This window comes from Lachnospira hominis (ex Liu et al. 2021) (assembly GCF_014287955.1).
GTDB classification, from domain to species: Bacteria; Bacillota; Clostridia; order Lachnospirales; family Lachnospiraceae; genus Lachnospira; species Lachnospira hominis.
Window position 1 is genome coordinate 159,694 of record NZ_JACOPD010000004.1, and the last position, 23,052, is coordinate 182,745.

Here is a 23,052-nt window from a genome sequence, read left to right on the forward strand (position 1 = left end):
AAAAACTAAAGTTAATTATACCTGATATGAGGAAATTTTTTATGAGTGGAATAAAAACAGAAAATACGTCCTGTGGAATGGATATGACAAGCGGTTCTTTGTGGAAAAAGATAGTTCTTTTCAGTATACCGCTTATGATGTCGCAGGTTCTTGAGGTTCTTTTTAATATGTCCGATGTGGCAGTTGTCGGTAAATTTGCAAGCTATGAGGCACTTGGGGCGGTTGGTTCGACTACAATTTTAGTGACGCTTTTTACAGGATTTCTTATAGGAATGGGTTGTGGTGTCAATGTAATAGTGGCAAGGCAGCTTGGTGCAAGACAGCACAAAGATTTGAAAGATACAATTCAAACAGCATTTATTCTGTGCCTGATTGTTGGAATTATTGTAAGCATTATATGTATTTCATGTGCACATTTATTGCTGAATCTATTAAATACAAAAGAAGAACTTATAGACGGTGCGATGCTTTATTTCAGAATATATGCACTTGGTATGCCTGCCATGGCAGTATACAACTTTGGTAATGCTGTTATGAGTGCCGGAGGAGATACAAAGCGTCCGTTACTCTATCTTTTTATAGCAGGAATAGTAAATGTATGCCTTAATCTTATATTTGTTATTGGATTTCGTCTGGCAGAACAGGGTGTAGCAATGGCAAGTATTATTTCACAGTATATTTCAGCAACACTTATTATGACTAATCTTTTGCGAAGAAATGATGTGTGCAAGCTTCATCTTTCACAGGTAAGAATAAACAAGAATGCAGCGAAAGCGATTCTTATGCTTGGAATCCCGGCAGGAATCCAGAACGCAATATTTGCGATTGCAAACCTTTTTATCCAGACAGGTGTGAATTCATTTGATTCTGTTATGGTTTCAGGCAATTCCGCAGCTGCCAATTTTGATGCACTTATATATAATGTAATGTCAGCGTTTTATACAGCGTGTTCAAGTTTTATGGGGCAGAACATGGGTGCCGGAAATAAAAAGAGAATGCTTCACAGCTATTTTATAAGCATTGCATATTCATTTTGTGCGGCAGGAATTCTTGGAACTGTACTTTTTGTGTTTGGACGCCAGTTGTTGTCGTTGTTTACTAGTGAGCCGGCTGTTATAGACGCCGGGATGGCAAGAATAAAGATTATGGCTTTTTCGTATGCGGTATCTGCATTTATGGATGCATCAATTGCTGCATCGAGGGGTATAGGAAAGAGTGTTGGGCCTACAATTATTGTTATAAGCGGTTCGTGTGTATTCAGGGTTGCATGGGTATATACAATATTTGCATATTTTCACTCTATACCATCATTGTATCTTGTCTATGTATTTTCGTGGACAATTACAGCTATAGCAGAAATAGCATATTTTGCATACAGCTTCAAACATTTGAATGTAAGGGGAAGATATTAGTAAAGATTTAATGAGAGTTTTTGTAAAAAACTAACAAAAAAATATAATAATCAGTAAAATCCATTGACACATTTATAATATAAGTGTATTATTTATACATACTTTAATAAAACACATACGCAAAAGCCTTTTCTTTTTCTTATGGGTATTTTTAGTTATTAGTTCACTGCGTGTTTTATTAATGGTAAGCGTGATAATGAAAGGAAGTGTGTGGTTAAAAATATAATTTAGTAAAATGTTCGGAGGGTTTTATGCGATTTAACAAATTATTTAGAAAGGTATTTGCGGCAGTTTCTGCGGTTACTTTGATTGTATCGGGGATGCCTGTAGGATTAGGCGTTACGGCAAAGGCCGCAGATACACAGACACGAAAAATTACGTATTCGTTTTCAGCGAATTCAAGTAAGAAAGCACCTGCAGCAGGTGAAATTCTTGATGGAACCGCCGGAGAGTCCGGCGGCATTTTGTATGTGTCACAGTATGCTGGAAATAGTGGTGTTACATATGACAGTGACAAACTTCGTTTCAGACAGGGAAGCGTATTATATCTTCCGGTAAAAGATGACACAACAAAAGTAAAATATGAGCAGTTATGTTCAAATGCTGCAACTGACAGACCTGTATATATCGGCAGTGCTGACAGCGGATATTCTGTTCAGATGAAGACAACAACACAGTCTGTAACAGTGGATGATATTACAGGTTATATTGTTGAAAAAGAAGGACAGAAGTATCTTCCTGTTATATCAGGCGGAGATGTTAAGGTCAGAACAATGGCTTTGACAGAATATAATCCGATTATAAATGTCACAGTTACAGGTACAGTGGCAAATGCAGCAGAAAATGGAATTACAGAGATTAAGTTTGACAGTCTTACAGACAGTTCTGCAAAGACGGTTACTGCACAGGTTGACAGCAACGGCAAGTATTCCGTTGTATTAAAGAGAGTAAACGGCAGTGCCAGGTACGAAGTATCAATAAGTGCTGTAGGATTTAAGATTAATGATACCGACAACGGTAATATTCTTGAACTTACAGGTGAAGATGCTACGGCTGTTAAAGACTTTGAAGCAGTTGCCGATGCAGTTGCAACAGTTTCAGGAAGTATTATGGGAATTCCGGCAGATGCTGTAAAAGGAACAGTTTCAGTTAAATTTGTACCTGATAATTCAAAGCTTTCAACGATTGATGTTGATGTAAAAGCACAGACAGACGGTTCTTACAGTTTTTCAAATGTAAGTATTAATTCAAGCTCAAACTATTCAGTAGTATTAGGCGGTGTTGACGATTATGAAGTTACAGAAAAGTTAAACAAGGCAGCAGGAGATTATACAGATGTAAAAATCGCTGCAACACAGAGAGCAAAGGTTAATGTTTCAGGTAAGTTCGTAACATCAGATGACAAAGCTTCAGATGTTACAAAGATTACATTTACAAACAAATCAGACAGTAGCTATTCTTATTCATTCGATGTAACAGGTGACGGATACAAAGCACAGTTAAGGGCAGGCGAGTACGATACATCAGTTGTATCTGAAAAGTATACCGCATATGACCATGTAAGTGTCGGCAGTGCAGATGTTTTGAATGATGTTTATCTTGAAACAGAAGCAGATACATCACCTGTTGAATATCAGGCTGAGGTAAAAGTGGGTAAGGGCCAGCAGTTTGAGACTATAACAGATGCAGTTAAGTATATAGGCAGAATGACAAGAACAACAGAGAGAGTAACAATTACTCTTACAGATGCTTTATACAGAGAGCAGGTTATGGTTGATACTCCTTATGTTACTATTTCAAGTGAAGCAGGCTCAACAATAACATGGTATTATGGTTCAGGTTATACTTATTACAGTGCCGATATGAACGGTTATTACAGTGAAGCAAGAGCAGTTGATAAGTATGAAAAAGGAGTTGAAATCGGAATGGGTACAGGCCACTGGGGAGCAACAGTTAATGTACTTCCTACAGCTACAGCGTTCCGTTCAGAAGGTGTTATATATGAAAGTTCATTCAACAGATATATGACAACAGAAGAAGTTGCAGATGGCGTAGGCAAAGGTGGAGATAACTCTAAGGTTGACCGTTCTAAAGCAACAGATGCCGATATCAAACTTTATAAAAATAAGGAAAGAGCATGTGTTATTTTCATTGAAGCAGACCAGAGCGAATTCAAGGACTGCCAGTTCTTAAGTTCACAGGATACAATGTTTACAGGAAATAATACAGAGCATACATATTTTAAGAATTGTGTCATTGAAGGTACAACAGATTATATCTGCGGTGATGGTAGTGCGGTATTCGACGGCTGTACATTAAGCATGTATGGATACGGTGACAAAGCAGCTTCAGGAAGTATCATTGTTGCGTCAAAGGCACTTTCACAGTTAGGTTATCTTTTCAACAATTGTAAAGTTGTAAAGACTTCTTATGCGGGAATTAACAAAGGTATAACAAAGACATATTTTGCAAGACCATGGAGAGCAGATTCAAAGGTTGTATTCTTAAATACAGAAGTTGAAGATGCTAATACTATCGCTCCTGCAGGATTTACTTCAATGAGTAATGTAACACCTGCAAAGGCTAAGTATTATGAATATAATACACATCTTGCAGACGGAACAAAGGTAAGCACTTCAAGCAGAGCTGCAGGCGTTAATAAGATGACTGATGAAGAAGCATCAGCAGTAAAACTTGAAGATTACTTTGAGGGTTGGACACCTGCATACTATAAATCAGGAGATGTTAAGCCGGAACCGGTTGCAGCAGACTACACAGCAGTAGATGAGGCTATTAAGGCAGCAGAAGCCCTCAACAAAGATGATTATGAGGATTTCTCAGCAGTAACAAAGGCAATCGAAGCGGTAGACAGAACACTTACATCAGAAGACCAGGCAAAGGTAGATGCAATGGCAAAGGCAATAACAGATGCAATTAATGGTCTTGTTAAAAAGCAGCCTGTTGTTAAACCTGACGATCCAGGTAAGACAGACATCAAAGTTGACCTTGATGGAAATGAAGATGCTGCTGATTTCAAGGATGTTGCATCAGTAGGTGACGTAAAGGTTAAAGATGAAGAAGGTAAAGACCTTACAGTAAGTGAAATTAAGTTAAATGTTGAGAAAGCAGCAGCTTCAATATCTGAAAAGATTGATGCGGCTATTGCTGACAAGAATATCAAGGGATTCGATTCAAAGAATGCGGATTATTATGATATTTCACTTAAAACAACAGACGGAAAAGTTGTTAAGCTTTCAAGCGGTAAGATTAAGATTACTATGTCATACAAAAAAGGAATCAATGCAGCAGATTACAATCTGTATGTATTCCATATGAATAACAACGGAGTTCTTGAAAGTGTAGCAGTTACAGCAGATGAAAATGGTTTTTCATTCGAGGCAGAGTCATTCAGCCCATATGCTGTAGTATACGCAGCAAAGGATTCAGGAAGCGATATAACACCGTCAACACCTGAAAATCCAGGAAATAATGAGACACCGGGTACAGCAGAGACACCAGGTACAACAGAGACACCGGACTCAACTGTAACACCGGATTCATCAGTTTCAACAGGTGACAGCTTAGGTATGTTCATGTATATGATAATTCTTGCTGCTGCATTGGCAGGAATGGCAGGAGTAGTCGTATACGACAGAAAAAGAGCAAAATAAAAACTGTTTGTAAAAACAGATAATAAAATTATAATCCCATAACAGGGTAAACACCCCCTCCCGATATTGGATCTGCGAAAGTAGACAGATGTAGGGAGAGGGTGTTTTTGTATTTCTTGGGGACAAATTGGTATAAAAAAAGGGCTGCCATACGCAGCCGCTGTCATTTGGTTTAAAAATTTATTTTAACCTGCTATGTTATTTTGAATGGTAATAACAATAGTATAATAATATTTATTATTATAAATGTCAATAGTAAATAACATAATTCCTAAAATTATTAAATGACAAATGTCAGACAATAACTTAAAAGAGAATATACATGATTCAAACTGAAATGTCAAATCGATATAAAAAATAATGTCATTTAATATGGACAAAAATATTGACAATATATATTAAATGGGTTACTCTTTTACCAGATAGTAACAGCTAATAAACATAAAATTATTTTAAAGTAAGAATGTGGAGGTAAAATTAATGGATTTTAACAGAAAGTGCAGTGAAAATTATTGTTTAGGGCTTGACGTTGGAACAGCAAGCGTGGGGTATTGCGTTATAGATGAAAATGGAAAGTTGTTTAAAATTAACCGAAAAGGTGATAACGGAAATAATAAAAGGAACAGTTTATGGGGAGTACGGACATTCAAGTCAGGAGAGCCTGCAAAAGGCTGCCGTATAAACAGAAGTACGAGACGAAGATATTCAAGAACACATACACGAATTTTAGAGTTAAGAAAAATAATGTCGGATATGGTATGCAAAGTTGATGAAAATTTCTTTGCAAGATTGGATGAATCATTTTTGTGGAAAGAGGATAAAAGTGATAAGGCAAAATCTGATTACATATTATTTGCAGACAAGGATTGTACAGACAAAGATTATTACGAGAAATATCAAACTATATATCATTTAAGAAAACACTTATTAGGGACGACAGAAAAAGCTGATGCAAGATTTATATATCTTGCATTGCATCACATGCTCAAGTATAGAGGAAATTTTTTATATGAAGGTCAAAAATTTACGGAACTTGATGATTTTAAAATCATTTATGAACAGTTTTTAACTTCATTAAAGGAATATTTAGAGATAGAGTGTAATTATGATCAAATTTCTTGTGAGGAAATTGAAAAAAAATTAAAAGAAAAAAAATCCAAAAAAGAAAAATATAATGAAGTATCGGAAATATTGAAAAAACTTGGATTAGATAAAAAGTATGCAGAAGCAGTAGCAAATGCGATTATAGGATATAAATTCAATGTTGCAACAATTATGAATGATAAGAATCTGTGTGATGAAAATGGTAAAGAAATGAGTGTTAGTTTTGCATCAGCAGATTATGAAGAGGAAGAACAAAAATTATCAGATGAACTTGGTGAAAAATTTTCTGTTATAGAAAACTTGAAAAGATTGTATAGCTGGTATGTGATAAAACAGATTATGCAGGGAAGTGACAAAAATCGTGTAAATTATTTATCAGAAGCAATGGTCGCAAAATACGAAAAACACCATGCGGAATTGAAAGAACTAAAAGAATTATTCAGAGATTATAAAACACAGAAAGAATATAGTGAATTTTTTCATAAAGAATTAAAAGCAGAACAAAAAGACGGTAAAATGAGTCCGGCATTTTTAAAAAGTTTCGGAAAGATTAAAAAAGGAGAGTATGTGCCTAATTATGCCAATTATATTAAGGGAATGAAACGATGCGGTGATACGCAATCAAAGGCAAGAGAAAATTTGTATAAATGTATTAAGGCATTATTAGGTGATGTTGCAAAAGATGATGAAAGATATATAAGAATATGTGCTGAAATGGAAAATGATTCATATCTAGAAAAGATAAATGATGTAAGCAATTCAGTTATACCATACCAGTTGAACGAAATGGAAATGGAAAAAATATTGGATATTCAGGGGGAATTTTATCCTGAATTAAAGAAGAACAAAGAGTTAATTTTGAAAATGCTAACTTCAAAGATACCGTATTTTGTGGGACCGTTAAATCCTGGCAGCAGGTTTGCATGGATGAGCAAAAAAGCCGGAATGGAAAATAAATCAGTATACCCGTGGAATGTAGAAGAGGTTGTTGATGTTGATAAAACGGCAGAAAAATTTATAACAAGAATGACTAATTATTGTACCTATTTGCCGGATGAAAAGGTACTTCCGAAACATTCGATAATTTATCAGTGGTATGAGGTTTTGACGGAACTTTCTCAAATAAGTATTGATAAGATAAAGTTAGGAAAAGAAATTAGAGATGATATAATACAGAACCTTTTTTTGAAGAAAGTTTATGTATCGGGGAATAATTTAAAAGAACATTTAAAAAAATCTGGTACATATAATGATATTGATAACAGGGTTATAAAGGGCTATCAGGGGGGAGACAATTTTGCAAGCTCTATGAGCAGTTATATAACATTTAAAAAGATATTCGGTGAAATAAATATGTCTAATATAGATATGATTGAACAGATTATCTACTGGCTTACAATATTTGATGACAAAAAAATCATAAAAAGAAAGATTGAACAGAATTACAAAGATAAAATAAATGATTCTCAGTTAAAGAGAATATTGAAAATTAAGTATACAGGCTGGGGACAGTTGTCTAAAAAATTCCTTACAGGAATTAAAGGTGATACAGGACATACAATTATAGAAATGCTTGAAGAGGGCGATTTAAGATGGAAAGAAATTCCTAATCTGATTCAGATTATTAATAGAGATGAAAACATAAAAACTGTTATTGAGGAAAACAGGTTAAGGTATAACGGTGAAGATGATTTGCCGGATATTATTGATAAATTGCATACGTCGCCCGCAAACAAACGCGGAATAAAGCAATGTATGAAAGTTATTGAAGAAATAATAGAGTATATGGGCAGAAAACCTGAACAGATATTTATTGAATTTGCAAGGGAAGAGGGGGAAAAAGTAGAGACAAAAAAGGTAAAGGATAAGCTGGATAAAGCTATAGGCAAGTTAAAACAAGAATTTAAAGACTATTATAATGATGATATTAAACAAGAATTAAAAGATAATGAGAAAAGGCTTGATGAGGAAAAAGTAAGGTTATATTTTTCGCAGAACGGCAAGAGTTTGTATTCTGCTCCAAGTGCAAGTAATCAATTAAGCCTTGATAATCTCAATCAGTATGATGTAGACCATATTATACCTTATTCAATCAGTCAAGATGACAGTATGGATAACAAAGTTCTTGTTAAAAAGATTGAAAATCAGAACAAAGGAAATAGGATTGTTTCAGACGCATTTGGAAATAAAGCTGATTATAAGGAAATGCAAAATTATTGGGAGATGTTATATAAAGCAGGACTAATATCTGAGAAAAAATATAATAATCTTAATAAATCACTTGATGAAGTATTTTCTAAAGGATTTATTAACAGACAGCTTGTAGAGACAAGACAGATTGTAAAAAATGTGGCAAATTTAATAAGTGATTATTATGATGATAAGATTGAAGTAATAGAGGTAAAAGCACAATTAAGTTCATATATACGCAATAAATTTACGCAAGAAAAAAAGGATGATGATGGATTTTGGATTGAGAATACAGAAAATGCAATGTTTTTTAAGAATCGTGGATTAAATGATTATCATCATGCACATGATGCGTACCTTGCGTGCATAATAGGTCTTTATATACAGAAAGTATATCCGGGATGGAAAAATGAATTGAATTTCAAAAAGTACAGACGAGAATTTGAAAAGTATTATGAAGAACAAAAGAAATATAATACCAAATCAAAAAAGGAAATATATATTTCAATGCTTAGCAGATTTACAAAGAATTATGAAAAAGCAGGGTGGAACGGTGAAGAAATTATTGAGTATATGAGAAAAATCTTTTGTTACAGAGATGTAATGATTTCTAAAAAAACAGAAGAAAATACCGGTAGTTTTTATAATCAGACAAGATACCCAAAAGAGAAATTGGATGGAAATAAGAAAGAAACTAAACTTATTCCATTAAAGAGTGGAAATAATCTAAGAGGAAAAGAGGGACTTAAAGAACTTTCGGTAGAAAAATATGGCGGATACCAGGGTGGCGAATGTGCATATTTTGTTCTTGTAAAATATTATACTGTTAAAAAGAAAAAGAAAACAGAAGAAAAGCAGTGGAAAATGGAGTTTGTGGGTATTCCTACATATATTTCGTATGAGATTAATAAAGGAAATATCAATTTAAAACAATATATCTGTGATAAGTTAAAAAATAATACTGTGGAAATATTAAGAAATAAAATTTGCAAATATCAAGAACTTATAGATGAAGAAGGTAATAGATATTTTCTTGTTGGACCTACAGAAGTTGCTAATGCAAAACAATTTGTTCTTGGAAGCAGGTATCAGAAATTTAACAGATTATATTCATATATTAATAGTGAAAACTGGCACTATATAAGAACGGATGAACTTGAAAAAGAAATAGATGAGTTCTTTAAGCTGCTTCAGAATAAGATACATAATGAGTTTAAAGGCTATATCAAGGATATAGATAAAGTTATAGGAGCAAATACATCAAAGCTGGATATAGATAAAAAAATAGATTACTTTAATGAAATATATAAAATAGTACAGGCTAACAGTAGCCGTCCAGCTGTATCAAAATTCAATATTGCCGGCATAAGCGATGGGCTCGGAAGGAAAAGAAGTCTTCCTTTTAAGGATAAAATAATAATAGTTGACAAGTCAGTGACAGGAATTTACGAAAGGAGAACATGCTTTGAGTTGGAGAACGGTGGTAATACAAAGTCATGTTAAGTTGAGCTATAAAAATGATTTTATGATTGTTCGGGGTGATGAGGTTAAAATGATACATCTGAGTGAAATTAATACGGTGATTATTGATTCCACTCAGGTGTCATTGACATCATATTTGTTGTGTGAATTTGTAAAAAGAAAAATTAAGGTGATTTTTTGCGATGAAAAGAGAAATCCAAATAGCGAATTAGTTCCATATTATGGTGCTTATAATTCAAGTAAAAAAATTAAAAAACAGATTGCATGGAATGAAGAATATGCACAGGGAGTATGGACACAGATTGTTTGTCAAAAGATATTAAATCAGGCAAATCTTTTGAAAAAATATGAATTCGATTCTTACGAAAAGTTATCAGGATATATAAGAGAAATGGAATTTTTTGATTCGACAAACCGTGAAGGACATGCTGCAAAAGTATATTTTAACAGTCTGTTCGGAAAGGGATTTTCAAGAGATGATATGAGCTCCGTAAATGCGGCATTAAATTATGGGTATGGGATTTTACTTTCCAATTTTAATAAAGAAATAGTTGCGGATGGTTATCTTACGCAGCTTGGAATAAAGCATATTAATGAATACAATCCTTTTAATCTGACGTGCGATTTAATGGAGCCTTTTCGTGTTCTTGTTGATGAAATTGTATACAATAATATAGAAAAAACATTTGATAAAGATTTTAAACTGTTGTTGGTTGATGTTCTTAATAGGAAAGTTATGTATTGTGGGCGTGAATACTATCTTACAAATGCAATTCAGATTTATCTTGATAAGATATTTGATGCTATTGAACATGAAAGTTTTGATACATCAATATTATATGAATTTGCATGAGTTTAAGATTTATGAGAGTTATGGTACTTTTTGATTTGCCCACAATTACAGAAAAGAATCGTGCCGAGTATAGAAAATTTCACAAGTTTCTGATACAGGAAGGATTTATTATGATGCAGGAATCTGTGTATACAAAACTTGCACTTAATGGAACAGTAGCCGAACTGATAAGAAAGAAAGTTAGAAAGAACAAACCGCCTGAAGGCTTAATTGAAATGCTTATTATAACTGAAAAGCAATTTAGCGGAATAGAATACATATCTGGTGAAGAACAGAACTGTGTTATAGATGGAGAGGAGCGACTGATTGTAATATGATAATGAGAATACCTTCATTTGAAAATGATATTGTTTTTTCTGAAAATTATATAAGTGTGCTTCATATACAAAACGGTACATTGTTTGCAAGAATAATAGGAAGCATTAACAGTCTTATAAACGGAGTTGAGGAGCTAAACGAAAAAATTATTTTTATCGATGAGGATGAAAAAATAATGAAGGCTTCCAAAGATATTATGCTTATTACTGATATATGGAATTTTGATTTTAATCAAAAGAAAATACAAAGTGCTTTGTTTCAGAAAATAGAAAAAATATATCAGCAAGAGTATGAAAGGTTGAGTGATTTTCAGACACATTTTCAAAGTTTGCAGATAAATGCTATGGATGTATGGGAAGATTTACCGTTTGAATTTGAATACAAAGACAGTATCGGAGTGCAGGAATATCTTAAACTTCTAGGTTTAAAAATTGCAATGGGTGACAGAGATTCTAAAATCATAGATATTGTATTGATGATAATTGATGTTGTTGAATATTTTGGAATAGCAAAATTAGTTGTTTTTACTAATTTAAAACTTTATTTGTCTCAAAAAGAATTGGAAGAGGTTTATAAATACATCATGTATAAAAAAGTAATGGTTCTTTTGTTAGAAACAGGAGATGAGAAAGAATGTGTTAAAAATGAAAAAATTTTATTTGTAGATAGTGATTATGATGAAATTATGATGTATAATAATTAAATAGTAGTTGACATTCAGAGTATAGATTAGTTGCTATAGTCCCAAAAACTCCTTGTATAATGTTATAATATACGAATTTGACATTTTAGGAGTATGTTATTTTGAATGGTAACAAAACCTAAAAAAATTGATGATGCAACACAGAAATATTTTAGGAGTATGTTATTTTGAATGGTAACAAAACACTCGCACCGCAGGACAGACAGATTCTTTTATTTTAGGAGTATGTTATTTTGAATGGTAACAAAACTATCTGTAGCACAAGTTAGGTGTTGTCTACATTTTAGGAGTATGTTATTTTGAATGGTAACAAAACTAATGCCGAAACAAGATAGCATAAAATTATATTTTAGGAGTATGTTATTTTGAATGGTAACAAAACCACAGGAAAAAGCTAGAGAGTTGGCGGATAATTTTAGGAGTATGTTATTTTGAATGGTAACAAAACTGAAAATACGATGTATCAGGAAGTTTATGGATTTTAGGAGTATGTTATTTTGAATGGTAACAAAACAAGCATGTCAAAGGCAACAATTGCAATTGGATTTTAGGAGTATGTTATTTTGAATGGTAACAAAACAGTGAGTTCCTTTGCTTCGTCCATAGTTACATTTTAGGAGTATGTTATTTTGAATGGTAACAAAACAATGTATGACTACATATGCAGTAAATGCGGATTTTAGGAGTATGTTATTTTGAATGGTAACAAAACATACATTCATTTATTGCCAGCAGTTGAACAATTTTAGGAGTATGTTATTTTGAATGGATTTTATTATCCACTTCTTTGCCAAAAGAAAATTAAAGAAGCCGAAAATTAGGAAACAGATGAAAAGCCGTGTTGGAATATGTCGCAAATATAAAATGTTTGAGGTGAAACTATATGATTTTACATGATAAATATGATATAGCGGTTGACGAAAACATATGTATAGCAAAAAGGCTTTTTGTTGATGCTGTCTACAGTTCAGCAAATCTTGAGGAAATAGCGGTTACGTTTGCACAGACTCAGGATATTCTTAATAATGTAAATGTGTCAAAACTTACACCGATTGAGATAAATAAGGTATGCTGTTTGAGAGATGCATGGGAGTATATGATTGAGCATATTAATGACAGCCTTGATTTAGGATATTTAATGAATGTCCACGAAATTATTGTAAGATTTGATGTAACATATTAGTATTTAGGCAGAATAATGACTGATGATGTTATTATAAGCGGAACAAACTGGAGACCTGAAGTACATGGTGCTGAATACTATCATAAAGAAATTATGAAACTGCTTGACAATCCAAATGTTACAGACAGGGCAGTAAAAACAGGTTTATGGCTTATGAGGAGCCAGATATTTAAAGACGGAAACAAGAGAATCGGAAGTTTTGCAATTAATAAAATATTAATAGAAAACGGAAAAGGAATATTTAAAGTTCCGGTTGAAATAGATGGTACATTTAAACAGATGCTTGTTTCGTATTATGAAAGTAATAATGCAGATGAACTGGCAGAGTGGATATATGATAACTGCCTTGATGGAGTAAATCCGGTAAAAGTTAAGGAAAAAGCGGAAAATTATTAGAAGTAAATCAACAAATGTTAAAAAACTATAAATCAACAGCACGCTATTGACAGCGTGCTGTTATTTTTGTAATATATTAGAAAATCTAGAAGAAACTATTTATCAAATTTTATGAAAAGGAAAGAGCATATGTTTGGAGAAACATTGCATTGTGGTGAACTTATAAAGAGACTTAACGATGCACTTGGAAGAAAGGCTAATAATACGTTGATGTGCGATGATGTCACCCTTTCGCAGATTAAGGTCCTCGCAACTATCAGCGAGGCAGCCGATGAGACGATAACGCTAAAAGAACTTGAAAAGCATTTTGAAGTTAAACAGGCAACGATGGCAGGAATTGCTGCACGTCTGGAAAAAAAGGGGATGATAGAGGGGTTTTATGATTCAAATGATAAAAGAATCAAACATGTAAAGCTCACGGCAAAAGGTGAGGAGATATGCAAGACGGCAAGAGCTTCAATGGATGAAAATGAGAGGGAACTTTTAAAGACACTTAATGATGATGAAAAAGGACAGCTTAGAAATCTTTTGCAGAAAGTATATGACAGTATCAAGTCATGCTGACTGTAGACTTATAAGGTGAATTTAATCGAAGGGAGAATGATAAAAATATGATAAAAACATTAGCAAAATGTATTGGCAAATATAAAAAAGAATCAATTATAACGCCAATATTTACTGCAGTTGAAGTTTTTTTGGAAATTCTTATTCCATTTATAACAGCCTCAATAATTGATAAAGGAATACAGGCCGGAGATATGAGAAAGGTTGGTATTTATGGTGGAATAATGCTTATTATAGCATTTTTGAGCCTTTTTTGTGGTATACAGGCAGGAAAGTATGCGGCGGCAGCATCAACAGGATTTGCGTGTAATCTGAGAGAGAAAATGTATGAAAATATACAGACATTTTCATTTTCTAATATTGATAAATTCAGTACAGCAGGTCTTGTAACACGTATGACAACTGATGTAACTAATGTACAGAATGCTTATCAGATGATAATAAGGATTGCTGTGAGAGCACCTCTCATGATGATTTGCAGTATTACAATGTGTGTAATAATAAGTCCGAGATTAAGTATTATATTTCTTGTTGCACTTATATTTTTGGGATTTGTACTTTTCTTTATTATATATAAAGTAACACCGGTTTTTACATCAGGTTTTGAAAAATATGATGAACTCAATGCGAGCGTTCAGGAGAATATTTCAGGAATCCGTGTTGTTAAGGCATTTGTACGTGAGGACCATGAAAAGAAAAAGTTTAATAAAGCGGCAGATAATCTTTATAAAACATTTGTTAAAGCCGAGTCATTTCTTGCATTTAACAATCCGACTATGATGCTTGTTGTATATGGATGTATTGTTGCATTGTCATGGTTTGCTTCACATTTTATTGTGTCGGGTTCAATTACAACTGGTAATCTTACATCAATGTTCAGTTACGTAATGAGCATGCTTATGGCACTTATGATGCTTTCAATGATATTTGTAATGGTTTCAATGAGTGCGGCAAGTGCAAGGCGTATTTCAGAAGTTCTTAATGAAAAAGCGGACCTTGCCAATCCGGAAAAACCTTATGAAGAAGTGGAAGACGGAAGAATCGATTTTAATCATGTTAATTTTTCATACAGAAAAAACAGTACAGAGGATACTTTACATGATATTGATATTCATATTAATGCAGGTGAGACAATTGGTATTATTGGTGGTACAGGATGCGGAAAATCAAGTTTTGTGAGCCTTATAAGCCGTCTTTATGATGTTACTGAAGGTTCTGTATGTGTTGGCGGAAAAGATGTAAGAACTTATGATATGGATGCACTCCGTAATCAGGTGGCTGTAGTATTACAGAAAAATGTCCTTTTTTCAGGAACAATACTTGACAATCTCAGATGGGGTGATGACAATGCTTCATATGAAGATTGTGTTGAGGCATGTAAACAGGCATGTGCTGATGAATTTATCGAGAGAATGCCTAAGAAGTATGATACATGGATAGAACAGGGCGGTACTAATGTTTCAGGTGGTCAGAGACAGAGACTCTGTATTGCGAGAGCATTGCTTAAAAAACCAAAGGTTCTTATTCTTGATGATTCGACAAGTGCTGTAGATACTGCAACAGACGCAAAAATCAAACAGGCATTTGCCCAGAAAATTCCGGGAACAACAAAGCTTATAGTTTCGCAGAGAATTTCAAGTATTCAGGATGCCGACAGAATTATTGTTCTTGAAGATGGAAAAGTCAGTGGCTTTGATACACATGAAAATCTTATGGAAAATAACAAAGTTTACCGCGAAATCTGTGAAGTCCAGATGCAGGGCGGCGGTGATTTCGATGAATCGGCAGAATAGTGAGAATAGGAGGAAGACATGAAAAATAAAAATGAGAACAAAGAGAAGAATCCGCTTTTATTATTAAAAAGACTTCTTTCTTATATAATAAAAAATTACAAATTGGCATGTTTCATGGTGGTCGTTTGCATATTGGTTTCGGCACTTACGACATTGTGTGGAACTTTATTTATACAGAAACTTATTGATAATTATATTGTGCCGCTTACACAGATGGCAGTTCCTGATTATTCACCGCTTGCACAGGCTCTTTTAAAACTTGTAGCAATATTTGCAGTGGGTGTTTTATGTTCCTACGGATATAACAGAATTATGGTAAATGTTGGTCAGGGTACTATGAAAAAGCTCCGTACAGAGATGTTTACTAACATGGAATCACTTCCAATCAGATACTTTGATACACATGCACATGGAGATATCATGTCGGTATACACAAATGATATTGATACATTAAGACAGCTTATAAGCCAGAGTATTCCACAGGTTCTTAATTCACTTATAACACTTGTATCAACATTTGTAAGTATGATAGTTCTTGATATACCACTTACAATTGTATCTGTTATTATGGTTGCAATTATGCTTTTTGTGACATCAAAGCTTTCCGCTGCATCCGGCAGATATTTCGTTGAACAGCAGAAAGATATCGGTAAAGTAAATGCTTATATTGAGGAAATGATGGAAGGGCAGAAGGTTGTTAAGGTATTCTGTCATGAGCAGGAAAGTCTTGAACAGTTTAAGCAGATTAATAACAAGTTAAGAGAAAGTGCCAACAATGCTAATAGGATTGCAAATATTACAATGCCTATCAATGGAAATATAGGAAATATAAGTTATGTTTTGTGTGCACTTGTAGGTGGTGTGCTTGCATTAAGCGGCTTTTCAGGACTTACAATTGGTACACTTGTAGCATTTCTTTCATTAAACAAGAGTTTCACACAGCCTGTAACACAGATAAGCCAGCAGGTAAGCAGTATTGTAATGGCTATGGCAGGTGCCGGCAGGGTATTTGACCTTTGTGATGAAGTACCGGAGACAGATGAAGGTGATGTTGAACTTGTAAATATATGTTATGATTCAAATGGTGAAATCCATGAAACTGAAGAACAGACAGAGATGTGGGCATGGAAAAAACCAAATGCTGCAAGTAAAGATGAAATGTATACAAGACTTCAGGGTGATGTTACATTTGATGGAGTTGATTTTGGATATAATCCTGATAAAATCGTGCTTCACGATATAAAAATGTTCGCAAAACCGGGTCAGAAGCTTGCGTTTGTAGGTTCTACCGGTGCCGGAAAGACAACAATTACCAACCTTATTAACAGGTTTTATGATATACAGGATGGTAAAATCCGTTATGATGGAATTAATATTAATCATATTAAAAAAGACGATTTACGCCGAAGCCTGGGCATTGTTTTGCAGGATACTAACCTTTTTACAGGCACGATTATGGACAATATCAGATATGGAAGACTTAATGCAACTGATGAAGAATGTATGGCTGCCGCAAAGCTTGCTAATGCTGACGGATTTATAAAAAGACTTCCTGATGGTTATAACACAGTGCTTACCGGCGGTGGTGCGAACCTTAGTCAGGGACAGCGTCAGCTTCTTGCAATAGCGAGAGCAGCAGTTGCAGATCCTCCTGTTCTTATTCTTGATGAGGCGACTTCTTCTATTGATACACGTACAGAAAAACTTGTACAGCGTGGTATGGATGCACTTATGACAGGAAGAACTTCATTTGTTATCGCTCATCGTCTTTCTACGGTACGGAATGCAGACTGTATTATGGTTATGGAACAGGGAAGAATTATTGAGCGTGGTACACATGACCAGCTTATGGAAGAAAAAGGCAGATATTATCAGCTTTACACAGGAAAGTCAATCAGTGCGTAAGATTTTGCTTAATTGGTATTAAATAAAAATCTCAAAAACAGGGAGTATAAAAATATGAAATATGCTTATATTAACGGAAAAATACTTGACGGAACCAAAGATATGCAGGTAAAAGAGGGCTTCGTCATACTTACGGACAATGATAAAATTGAGGATATTGTCAAGGCAGGCACGGACTTGAATGGATATGAAAAAGTTGATTTAAAAGGCAGATATATTATGCCTGGTCTTATAAATATGCATGTTCACCTTGCAGGTAATGGCAAGCCGCAGAAAAAACAGCGTGATAATGAGAAACTTGTAAAAATACTTATGGGAAATGCACTTATGCGTTCAATTGCATACGGTATGGTTGCCGGATTTGCAAAAACAGAGCTTATGAGCGGTGTGACAACAATAAGAACGGTTGGCGGACTTGGAAGTTTTGATACAAAATTAAGAGATGAGATTAATGCGGGAACAAAGATGGGACCGAGAATACTTGCCGCTAATGAAGGGATTTCCGTGCCTGGCGGACATATGGCTGGCTCTGTTGCTGTTGCAGCGGACAGTATAGATACAGCATTAAAACATCTGGAGCAATCGGAAAAAGAAAAGGTTGATTTGATAAAGCTTATGATTACAGGCGGCGTAATGGACGCAAAAGAAAAAGGTGTTCCGGGTGAACTGAAAATGTCTCCGGAAATGGTAAAGGCAGTCTGTGACAAGGCACATGAAAATGGATATTTAGTTTCTGCACATGTCGAATCTCCGCAGGGGGTGCGTGTTGCTCTTGAAAATGGAGTTGACTCAATTGAACACGGTGCAAAAATTGATGATGATACAATTAAGTTATTCAAGGAAAGAAAAGCATTTCTTTGCACAACAATTTCGCCTGCACTTCCGTATGCATTGTTTGATCGTTCGATTACCAACGCAACTGAAGTTGAACAGTTTAACGGAAATGTTGTGTTTGAGGGAATAATTGCATGTGCGAAAGCGGCACTTGAAAATGATATACCTGTCGTTCTTGGCAATGATGTCGGATGTCCATGGATTACACAGTATGATTTTTGGAGAGAATTGTATTATTTCCACAAATATACGGGCGTTTCCAATGCGTTTGCACTGCATACGGCAACTGCAAGAGCCGCCGAAATGGTGGGAATCGGTGATATTACCGGTACGCTCGAAAAAGATAAATGTGCAGATATGATTGTAACCGAGGAAAATCCGCTCGATGACCTCAGAGCATTACGCCATGTAAAAATGGTTGTCGCAAGAGGAACGATTACGGAAAATCCTAAGGTTAAAATCAATAAGCGTGTTGAGACTGAACTTGATAAATTCTTATAAAATAGTGTGTTTTTTTACAAATGAAATAAATTTATCGGTACTGTCGGTTGTGTAACTGCCTTTTTTCCATACGAGACCGATGCTTTGGTGTATTGTGGGAGTAATTGGAATTCCGACAACACCGGGAAGCTTTTTTAAAAGCGACGAATACAAAAATGCTCCGGCACATTCCTCGCAGATAAAGCTTTTTATTGTGTAGAGCTGGCTTGCGTGCAGTATGACATTTGGCTTTATCGCCGAATTTTTAAATATTGCATCAAGAGTTTCGTTCTGTACAGAATCGGTGTTATACATAATAAGTGGCATGTCTTTAATCATGTCAAAAGTCACCTCTTTCTTTTTGGCAAAGGGGTGATTTTTTGATACACAAAAAACGATTTTATCCTGCATAATCTGTATGGAATTAAGCTTATCTATTTCATAAAAGTGCATATTTACCAATGCTGCGTCAAGTATGCCTTCATGCACGAGATTGGCAGCACGGATTGAACCATATTCAAATAATTCAAAAGGAATGTCGGGATATTCCCTGTGAAAATCATTAATCATTTCAGGAAAAAATATTGTGCTCAAAAGAGGTGGGATTCCTATTTTTACCGCTGAAATAGTTCTGCCTATGTCGTGAAGCTGGTTAAGCGTTTGTTTGTACTCGGCGAGAAGCTTTTGAGCTTTCTGGTAAAATAATTCACCCTCTTTTGTAAGCGTCAGATGATTTTTTGAACGGTTAAACAGACTGACGTTAAATTCTTTTTCAAGTTCCTTAATTGCACTTGAAACAGCGGGCTGTGTAACATAAAGCTCGGCTGCAGCCTGCGTTATGCTGTGCAGTCTTGCAACCGCACAAAAATATTCTAATTGTACAATCTTCATAAAAACCTCATTTTGTAAAAATCCGTAGGAGTGCTTTATTGCACTGTTCAGCGGATAATGTTTTTTAATATTGTATTCAGTATACCATATTTTTGGTGAAAATGAATAAATTTATATAAAAGGCATAAAAAAAACTTATAAAACCATTAGTTTTTATAAATTTACAACAACATAAGTTATTAATATAATGCAATCAAGCAAAGGGAAATAAACAAACGGCCGTGTTATTTCACTAAAGATATGATGTAAATAATAAGGAGGGTTGCTAATGAGTCATGCAGCAATAACATTAGTATTTTTGCTGTTTGCAATCATAATGTTCATATGGGAAAAACTTCCGCTTGGTGTTACATCAATGATTGTCTGTATCGGACTTATCATAACGGGAGTGCTTGATTGGAAAACAGCTTTTTCAGGATTTATTGACAGCAATGTAATTTTATTCGTAGCCATGTTCATTGTCGGAGGAGCATTGTTTGAGACAGGAATGGCAAACAAAATCGGAGGAGTGGTTACACATTTTGCTAAGTCGGAAAGACAGCTTATCATCGCAATTATGGTGATTGTGGGATTGATGAGTGGGGTGCTTTCAAATACGGGAACAGCGGCGGTTCTTATTCCGGTTGTTATAGGAATTGCGGCAAAATCAGGATATTCAAGGTCAAAACTTCTTATGCCGCTTGTATTTGCGGCGGCTATGGGCGGAAATCTTTCGCTTATAGGTGCACCGGGAAATCTGATTGCCCAATCGGCAATGCAGGAAATCGGAAAATCGTTCGGATTTTTTGAATATACAAAAATCGGTTTACCGATTCTTATAACGGGAATTTTATTTTTCGCATTGATAGGATACAAGCTTCTGCCTGACACAAAGCCGTCGGGAGATTCGGTGTACGGCGAACAGAAAGATTATTCAGATGTTCCTAAGTGGAAACAGTGGCTGTCTCTTATAATTTTGATTTTAACTCTTATCGGAATGATTTTTGAAGAAAAAATCGGAATTAAGCTTTGCGTTGTGGGCTGTATCGGAGCACTGCTTCTCGTAGTTACGGGTGTAATTTCTGAAAAGCAGGCATTAAAATCAATAGATTTAAAAACAATATTTTTGTTTGGCGGTACACTTTCGCTTGCGTCAGCACTTCAGAAATCAGGTGCGGGAGAGCTTCTTGCAAATAAAGTCATCAGCTTTCTTGGAGATAACCCGTCACCGTATTTACTTACATTTGTAGTATTTATTCTTTGTTGTGTGCTCACTAATTTTATGAGTAACACAGCAACGACAGCACTTATGGTTCCGATATGCTTGTCAATATCGGAAGCAATCGGGGCTGACCCGAGTGCCGTACTTATGGCTTGCGTAATTGGTGGCTCATGTGCTTATGCTACACCGATAGGAATGCCTGCAAACACAATGGTAATAGGAGCGGGCGGATATACATTTAAGGATTATGCAAAATCGGGAATTCCGTTGATTATAGTTTCAACGATAGTGAGTATGATACTTTTACCGATTTTATATCCGTTTTTTCCGTAAAAACAAATGCTTTTTGCGGATTAAGTAAAAAAGTATCAATATAAAAGTCGAAAATGTAACTTTTACTTCGTAAAAACAAGGAGGTTAAAATCCTCTCCTCACATTGGAGCTCGGATTTTTACTTCATAAAAACAAGGAGGATTTATTATGTCAAAGGAAGAACAGGTAAAACAGCTTACAGATTACATGGCTAAGTTTATTGCTTATACGGCAAAGAAACTGCCTGATGATGTAATCGCAAAACTTCAGGAGTTGAGAGATAAGGAGGACAGTCCTTTATCAAAGACAATTTATAACACAATGTTTGAAAATCAGAAACTTGCGGTTGAACTTAACAGACCTAGCTGTCAGGATACAGGTGTGCTTCAGTTCTGGGTAAAATGCGGAACAAAATTTCCATTGATTGGAGAACTTGAGACACTTCTTAAAGAAGCGGTTGTGCAGGCAACATTTGAAGCACCTTTAAGACACAACAGCGTTGAAACATTTGACGAGTATAATACCGGAAAAAATGTCGGAAAAGGAACTCCTACAGTATTCTGGGATATTGTACCAGATAGTGATTCATGCGAAATATATACATATATGGCAGGTGGCGGATGTACGCTTCCAGGAAAAGCAATGGTTCTTATGCCGGGCGAAGGCTACGAGGGCGTAACAAAATTTGTCCTTGATGTAATGACAAGCTACGGTCTTAACGCATGTCCTCCGCTTCTTGTGGGCGTCGGCGTTGCAACATCTGTGGAGACAGCGGCACTTCTTTCAAAGAAGGCACTCATGAGACCTATCGGTTCACATAATGAAAATGAAAGAGCCGCAAAAATGGAGAGACTTCTTGAAGATGGTATTAATTCAATCGGTTTAGGACCACAGGGCATGGGCGGTAAATATTCGGTAATGGGCGTAAACATTGAAAATACGGCACGTCATCCTTCTGCAATCGGTGTGGCTGTAAATGTCGGATGCTGGAGCCACAGAAGAGGACACATTATTTTTGATAAAGACCTTAATTATACAATTACAACACATTCGGAGGTGACTTTATAATGGTAGAAATCAGAGACGGAAAAAAGGTACTTATAACACCTGTTACGGCACAGGATTTGGAAGATATTAAAGTCGGAGATATTATTTATCTTGACGGAAGCATGACAACATGCCGTGACGTTGCCCACAGAAGACTTGTTGAAGAGGGAAGAGAACTTCCGGTAGATGTAAGAAATAATGCGATTTTCCATGCGGGTCCTATTATCAGACCTCTTGAAAACGATAAATTCCAAATGGTATCGGTTGGTCCGACAACAAGCATGCGTATGGAAAAATTTGAGTATGAATTCGTAAAGCTCACAGGTGTACGCGTTATCATCGGAAAAGGCGGAATGAAAGAAAATACAGAGCGTGCATGTAAAGAATTCGGTGCCATTCACTGTGTATTTCCTGCCGGAAATGCTGTAGTTGCAGCAACAGAGGTTGAGGAAATCGTAAGAGCCGAGTGGAGAGATTTGGGGATGCCTGAGACACTTTGGAACTGCCGCGTTAAGGAGTTCGGTCCTCTTATCGTATCAATCGACACAAAGGGAAATAACATGTTTGAGGAAAATAAAGTTATTTTCAATGAACGCAAAGATGCCGCGTATGAAAAAATTGCAAAAGAAGTCGGTTTCATAAAATAAAAATATTGCATATAAGATTCATAGATAGTATTAAAACAGGTTGCATTCATAAAAATTTCCTAATAA

General features: G+C 35.1%; 16 protein-coding genes and 1 CRISPR repeat array. Of the genes, 15 read left to right on the top strand and 1 reads right to left on the bottom strand.

The window, feature by feature from the left end:
- Positions 1 to 41: 41 nt before the first annotated feature.
- From H8S01_RS06865 to H8S01_RS06915, 12 genes are all read left to right on the top strand, one after another.
- Complete coding sequence (locus tag H8S01_RS06865) at positions 42 to 1,412, top strand: MATE family efflux transporter (RefSeq protein ID WP_243204269.1); 1,371 nt, start codon at positions 42 to 44, stop codon at positions 1,410 to 1,412.
- Between the two features lie 251 nt (positions 1,413 to 1,663).
- Positions 1,664 to 5,083 (top strand): pectinesterase family protein, encoded by a 3,420-nt coding sequence (locus tag H8S01_RS06870; RefSeq protein ID WP_186836664.1) that lies wholly within the window; start codon positions 1,664 to 1,666, stop codon positions 5,081 to 5,083.
- A gap of 480 nt (positions 5,084 to 5,563) precedes the next feature.
- Entirely contained in the window at positions 5,564 to 9,880 is a 4,317-nt protein-coding gene (gene cas9 / locus H8S01_RS06875) for a type II CRISPR RNA-guided endonuclease Cas9 (RefSeq protein ID WP_186836665.1), read from the top strand.
- Between the two features lie 22 nt (positions 9,881 to 9,902).
- The gene (gene cas1 / locus H8S01_RS06880; protein WP_243204280.1) at positions 9,903 to 10,712 is read left to right on the top strand and encodes a type II CRISPR-associated endonuclease Cas1; all 810 of its coding nucleotides are present in this window, start codon (positions 9,903 to 9,905) and stop codon (positions 10,710 to 10,712) included.
- Between the two features lie 11 nt (positions 10,713 to 10,723).
- Positions 10,724 to 11,029, top strand: coding sequence for a CRISPR-associated endonuclease Cas2 (gene cas2, locus H8S01_RS06885; RefSeq protein WP_186836667.1), 306 nt, complete (start codon positions 10,724 to 10,726; stop codon positions 11,027 to 11,029).
- Positions 11,026 to 11,733, top strand: coding sequence for a type II-A CRISPR-associated protein Csn2 (csn2, locus tag H8S01_RS06890; protein WP_186836668.1), 708 nt, complete (start codon positions 11,026 to 11,028; stop codon positions 11,731 to 11,733). Before cas2 ends, csn2 begins: the two co-directional genes overlap by 4 nt.
- An 82-nt stretch (positions 11,734 to 11,815) precedes the next feature.
- A CRISPR array of direct repeats spans positions 11,816 to 12,445; the repeat unit is 36 nt; unit sequence ATTTTAGGAGTATGTTATTTTGAATGGTAACAAAAC.
- A 171-nt stretch (positions 12,446 to 12,616) separates the two neighbouring features.
- On the top strand, positions 12,617 to 12,916 hold the full coding sequence (locus tag H8S01_RS13910) for a hypothetical protein (protein WP_207723032.1): 300 nt from the start codon (positions 12,617 to 12,619) through the stop codon (positions 12,914 to 12,916).
- 15 nt (positions 12,917 to 12,931) lie between these two features.
- Positions 12,932 to 13,312 carry a hypothetical protein gene (locus tag H8S01_RS13915; protein WP_207723033.1) on the top strand — a complete coding sequence of 127 codons (381 nt, stop codon included), beginning with the start codon at positions 12,932 to 12,934 and terminating at the stop codon, positions 13,310 to 13,312.
- Between the two features lie 129 nt (positions 13,313 to 13,441).
- Positions 13,442 to 13,876: a MarR family winged helix-turn-helix transcriptional regulator gene (locus tag H8S01_RS06900; protein WP_186836669.1), complete on the top strand. Its 435-nt coding sequence runs from the start codon at positions 13,442 to 13,444 to the stop codon at positions 13,874 to 13,876.
- Positions 13,877 to 13,923: 47 nt separating this feature from the next.
- On the top strand, positions 13,924 to 15,669 hold the full coding sequence (locus H8S01_RS06905) for an ABC transporter ATP-binding protein (protein WP_186836670.1): 1,746 nt from the start codon (positions 13,924 to 13,926) through the stop codon (positions 15,667 to 15,669).
- Between the two features lie 18 nt (positions 15,670 to 15,687).
- Complete coding sequence (locus tag H8S01_RS06910) at positions 15,688 to 17,574, top strand: ABC transporter ATP-binding protein (protein WP_186836671.1); 1,887 nt, start codon at positions 15,688 to 15,690, stop codon at positions 17,572 to 17,574.
- Between the two features lie 54 nt (positions 17,575 to 17,628).
- On the top strand, positions 17,629 to 18,909 hold the full coding sequence (locus H8S01_RS06915; protein WP_186836672.1) for an amidohydrolase family protein: 1,281 nt from the start codon (positions 17,629 to 17,631) through the stop codon (positions 18,907 to 18,909).
- Here the strand turns inward: H8S01_RS06915 and H8S01_RS06920 are convergent.
- Positions 18,904 to 19,779, bottom strand: a complete 876-nt coding sequence (locus H8S01_RS06920; RefSeq protein ID WP_021865730.1) for a LysR family transcriptional regulator — start codon at positions 19,777 to 19,779, stop codon at positions 18,904 to 18,906. The two genes, H8S01_RS06915 and H8S01_RS06920, sit on opposite strands and share 6 nt — an antisense overlap.
- Before the next feature lie 268 nt (positions 19,780 to 20,047).
- Between H8S01_RS06920 and H8S01_RS06925 the strand changes: the two genes are divergently transcribed.
- From H8S01_RS06925 to ttdB, 3 genes are all read left to right on the top strand, one after another.
- Positions 20,048 to 21,313, top strand: coding sequence for an SLC13 family permease (locus tag H8S01_RS06925; protein ID WP_021865729.1), 1,266 nt, complete (start codon positions 20,048 to 20,050; stop codon positions 21,311 to 21,313).
- A gap of 147 nt (positions 21,314 to 21,460) precedes the next feature.
- Positions 21,461 to 22,360, top strand: coding sequence for a L(+)-tartrate dehydratase subunit alpha (gene ttdA / locus H8S01_RS06930; RefSeq protein WP_021865728.1), 900 nt, complete (start codon positions 21,461 to 21,463; stop codon positions 22,358 to 22,360).
- Complete coding sequence (gene ttdB / locus H8S01_RS06935; protein ID WP_021865727.1) at positions 22,360 to 22,986, top strand: L(+)-tartrate dehydratase subunit beta; 627 nt, start codon at positions 22,360 to 22,362, stop codon at positions 22,984 to 22,986. The genes ttdA and ttdB overlap by 1 nt, the downstream gene beginning before the upstream one ends.
- Positions 22,987 to 23,052: the final 66 nt, after the last annotated feature.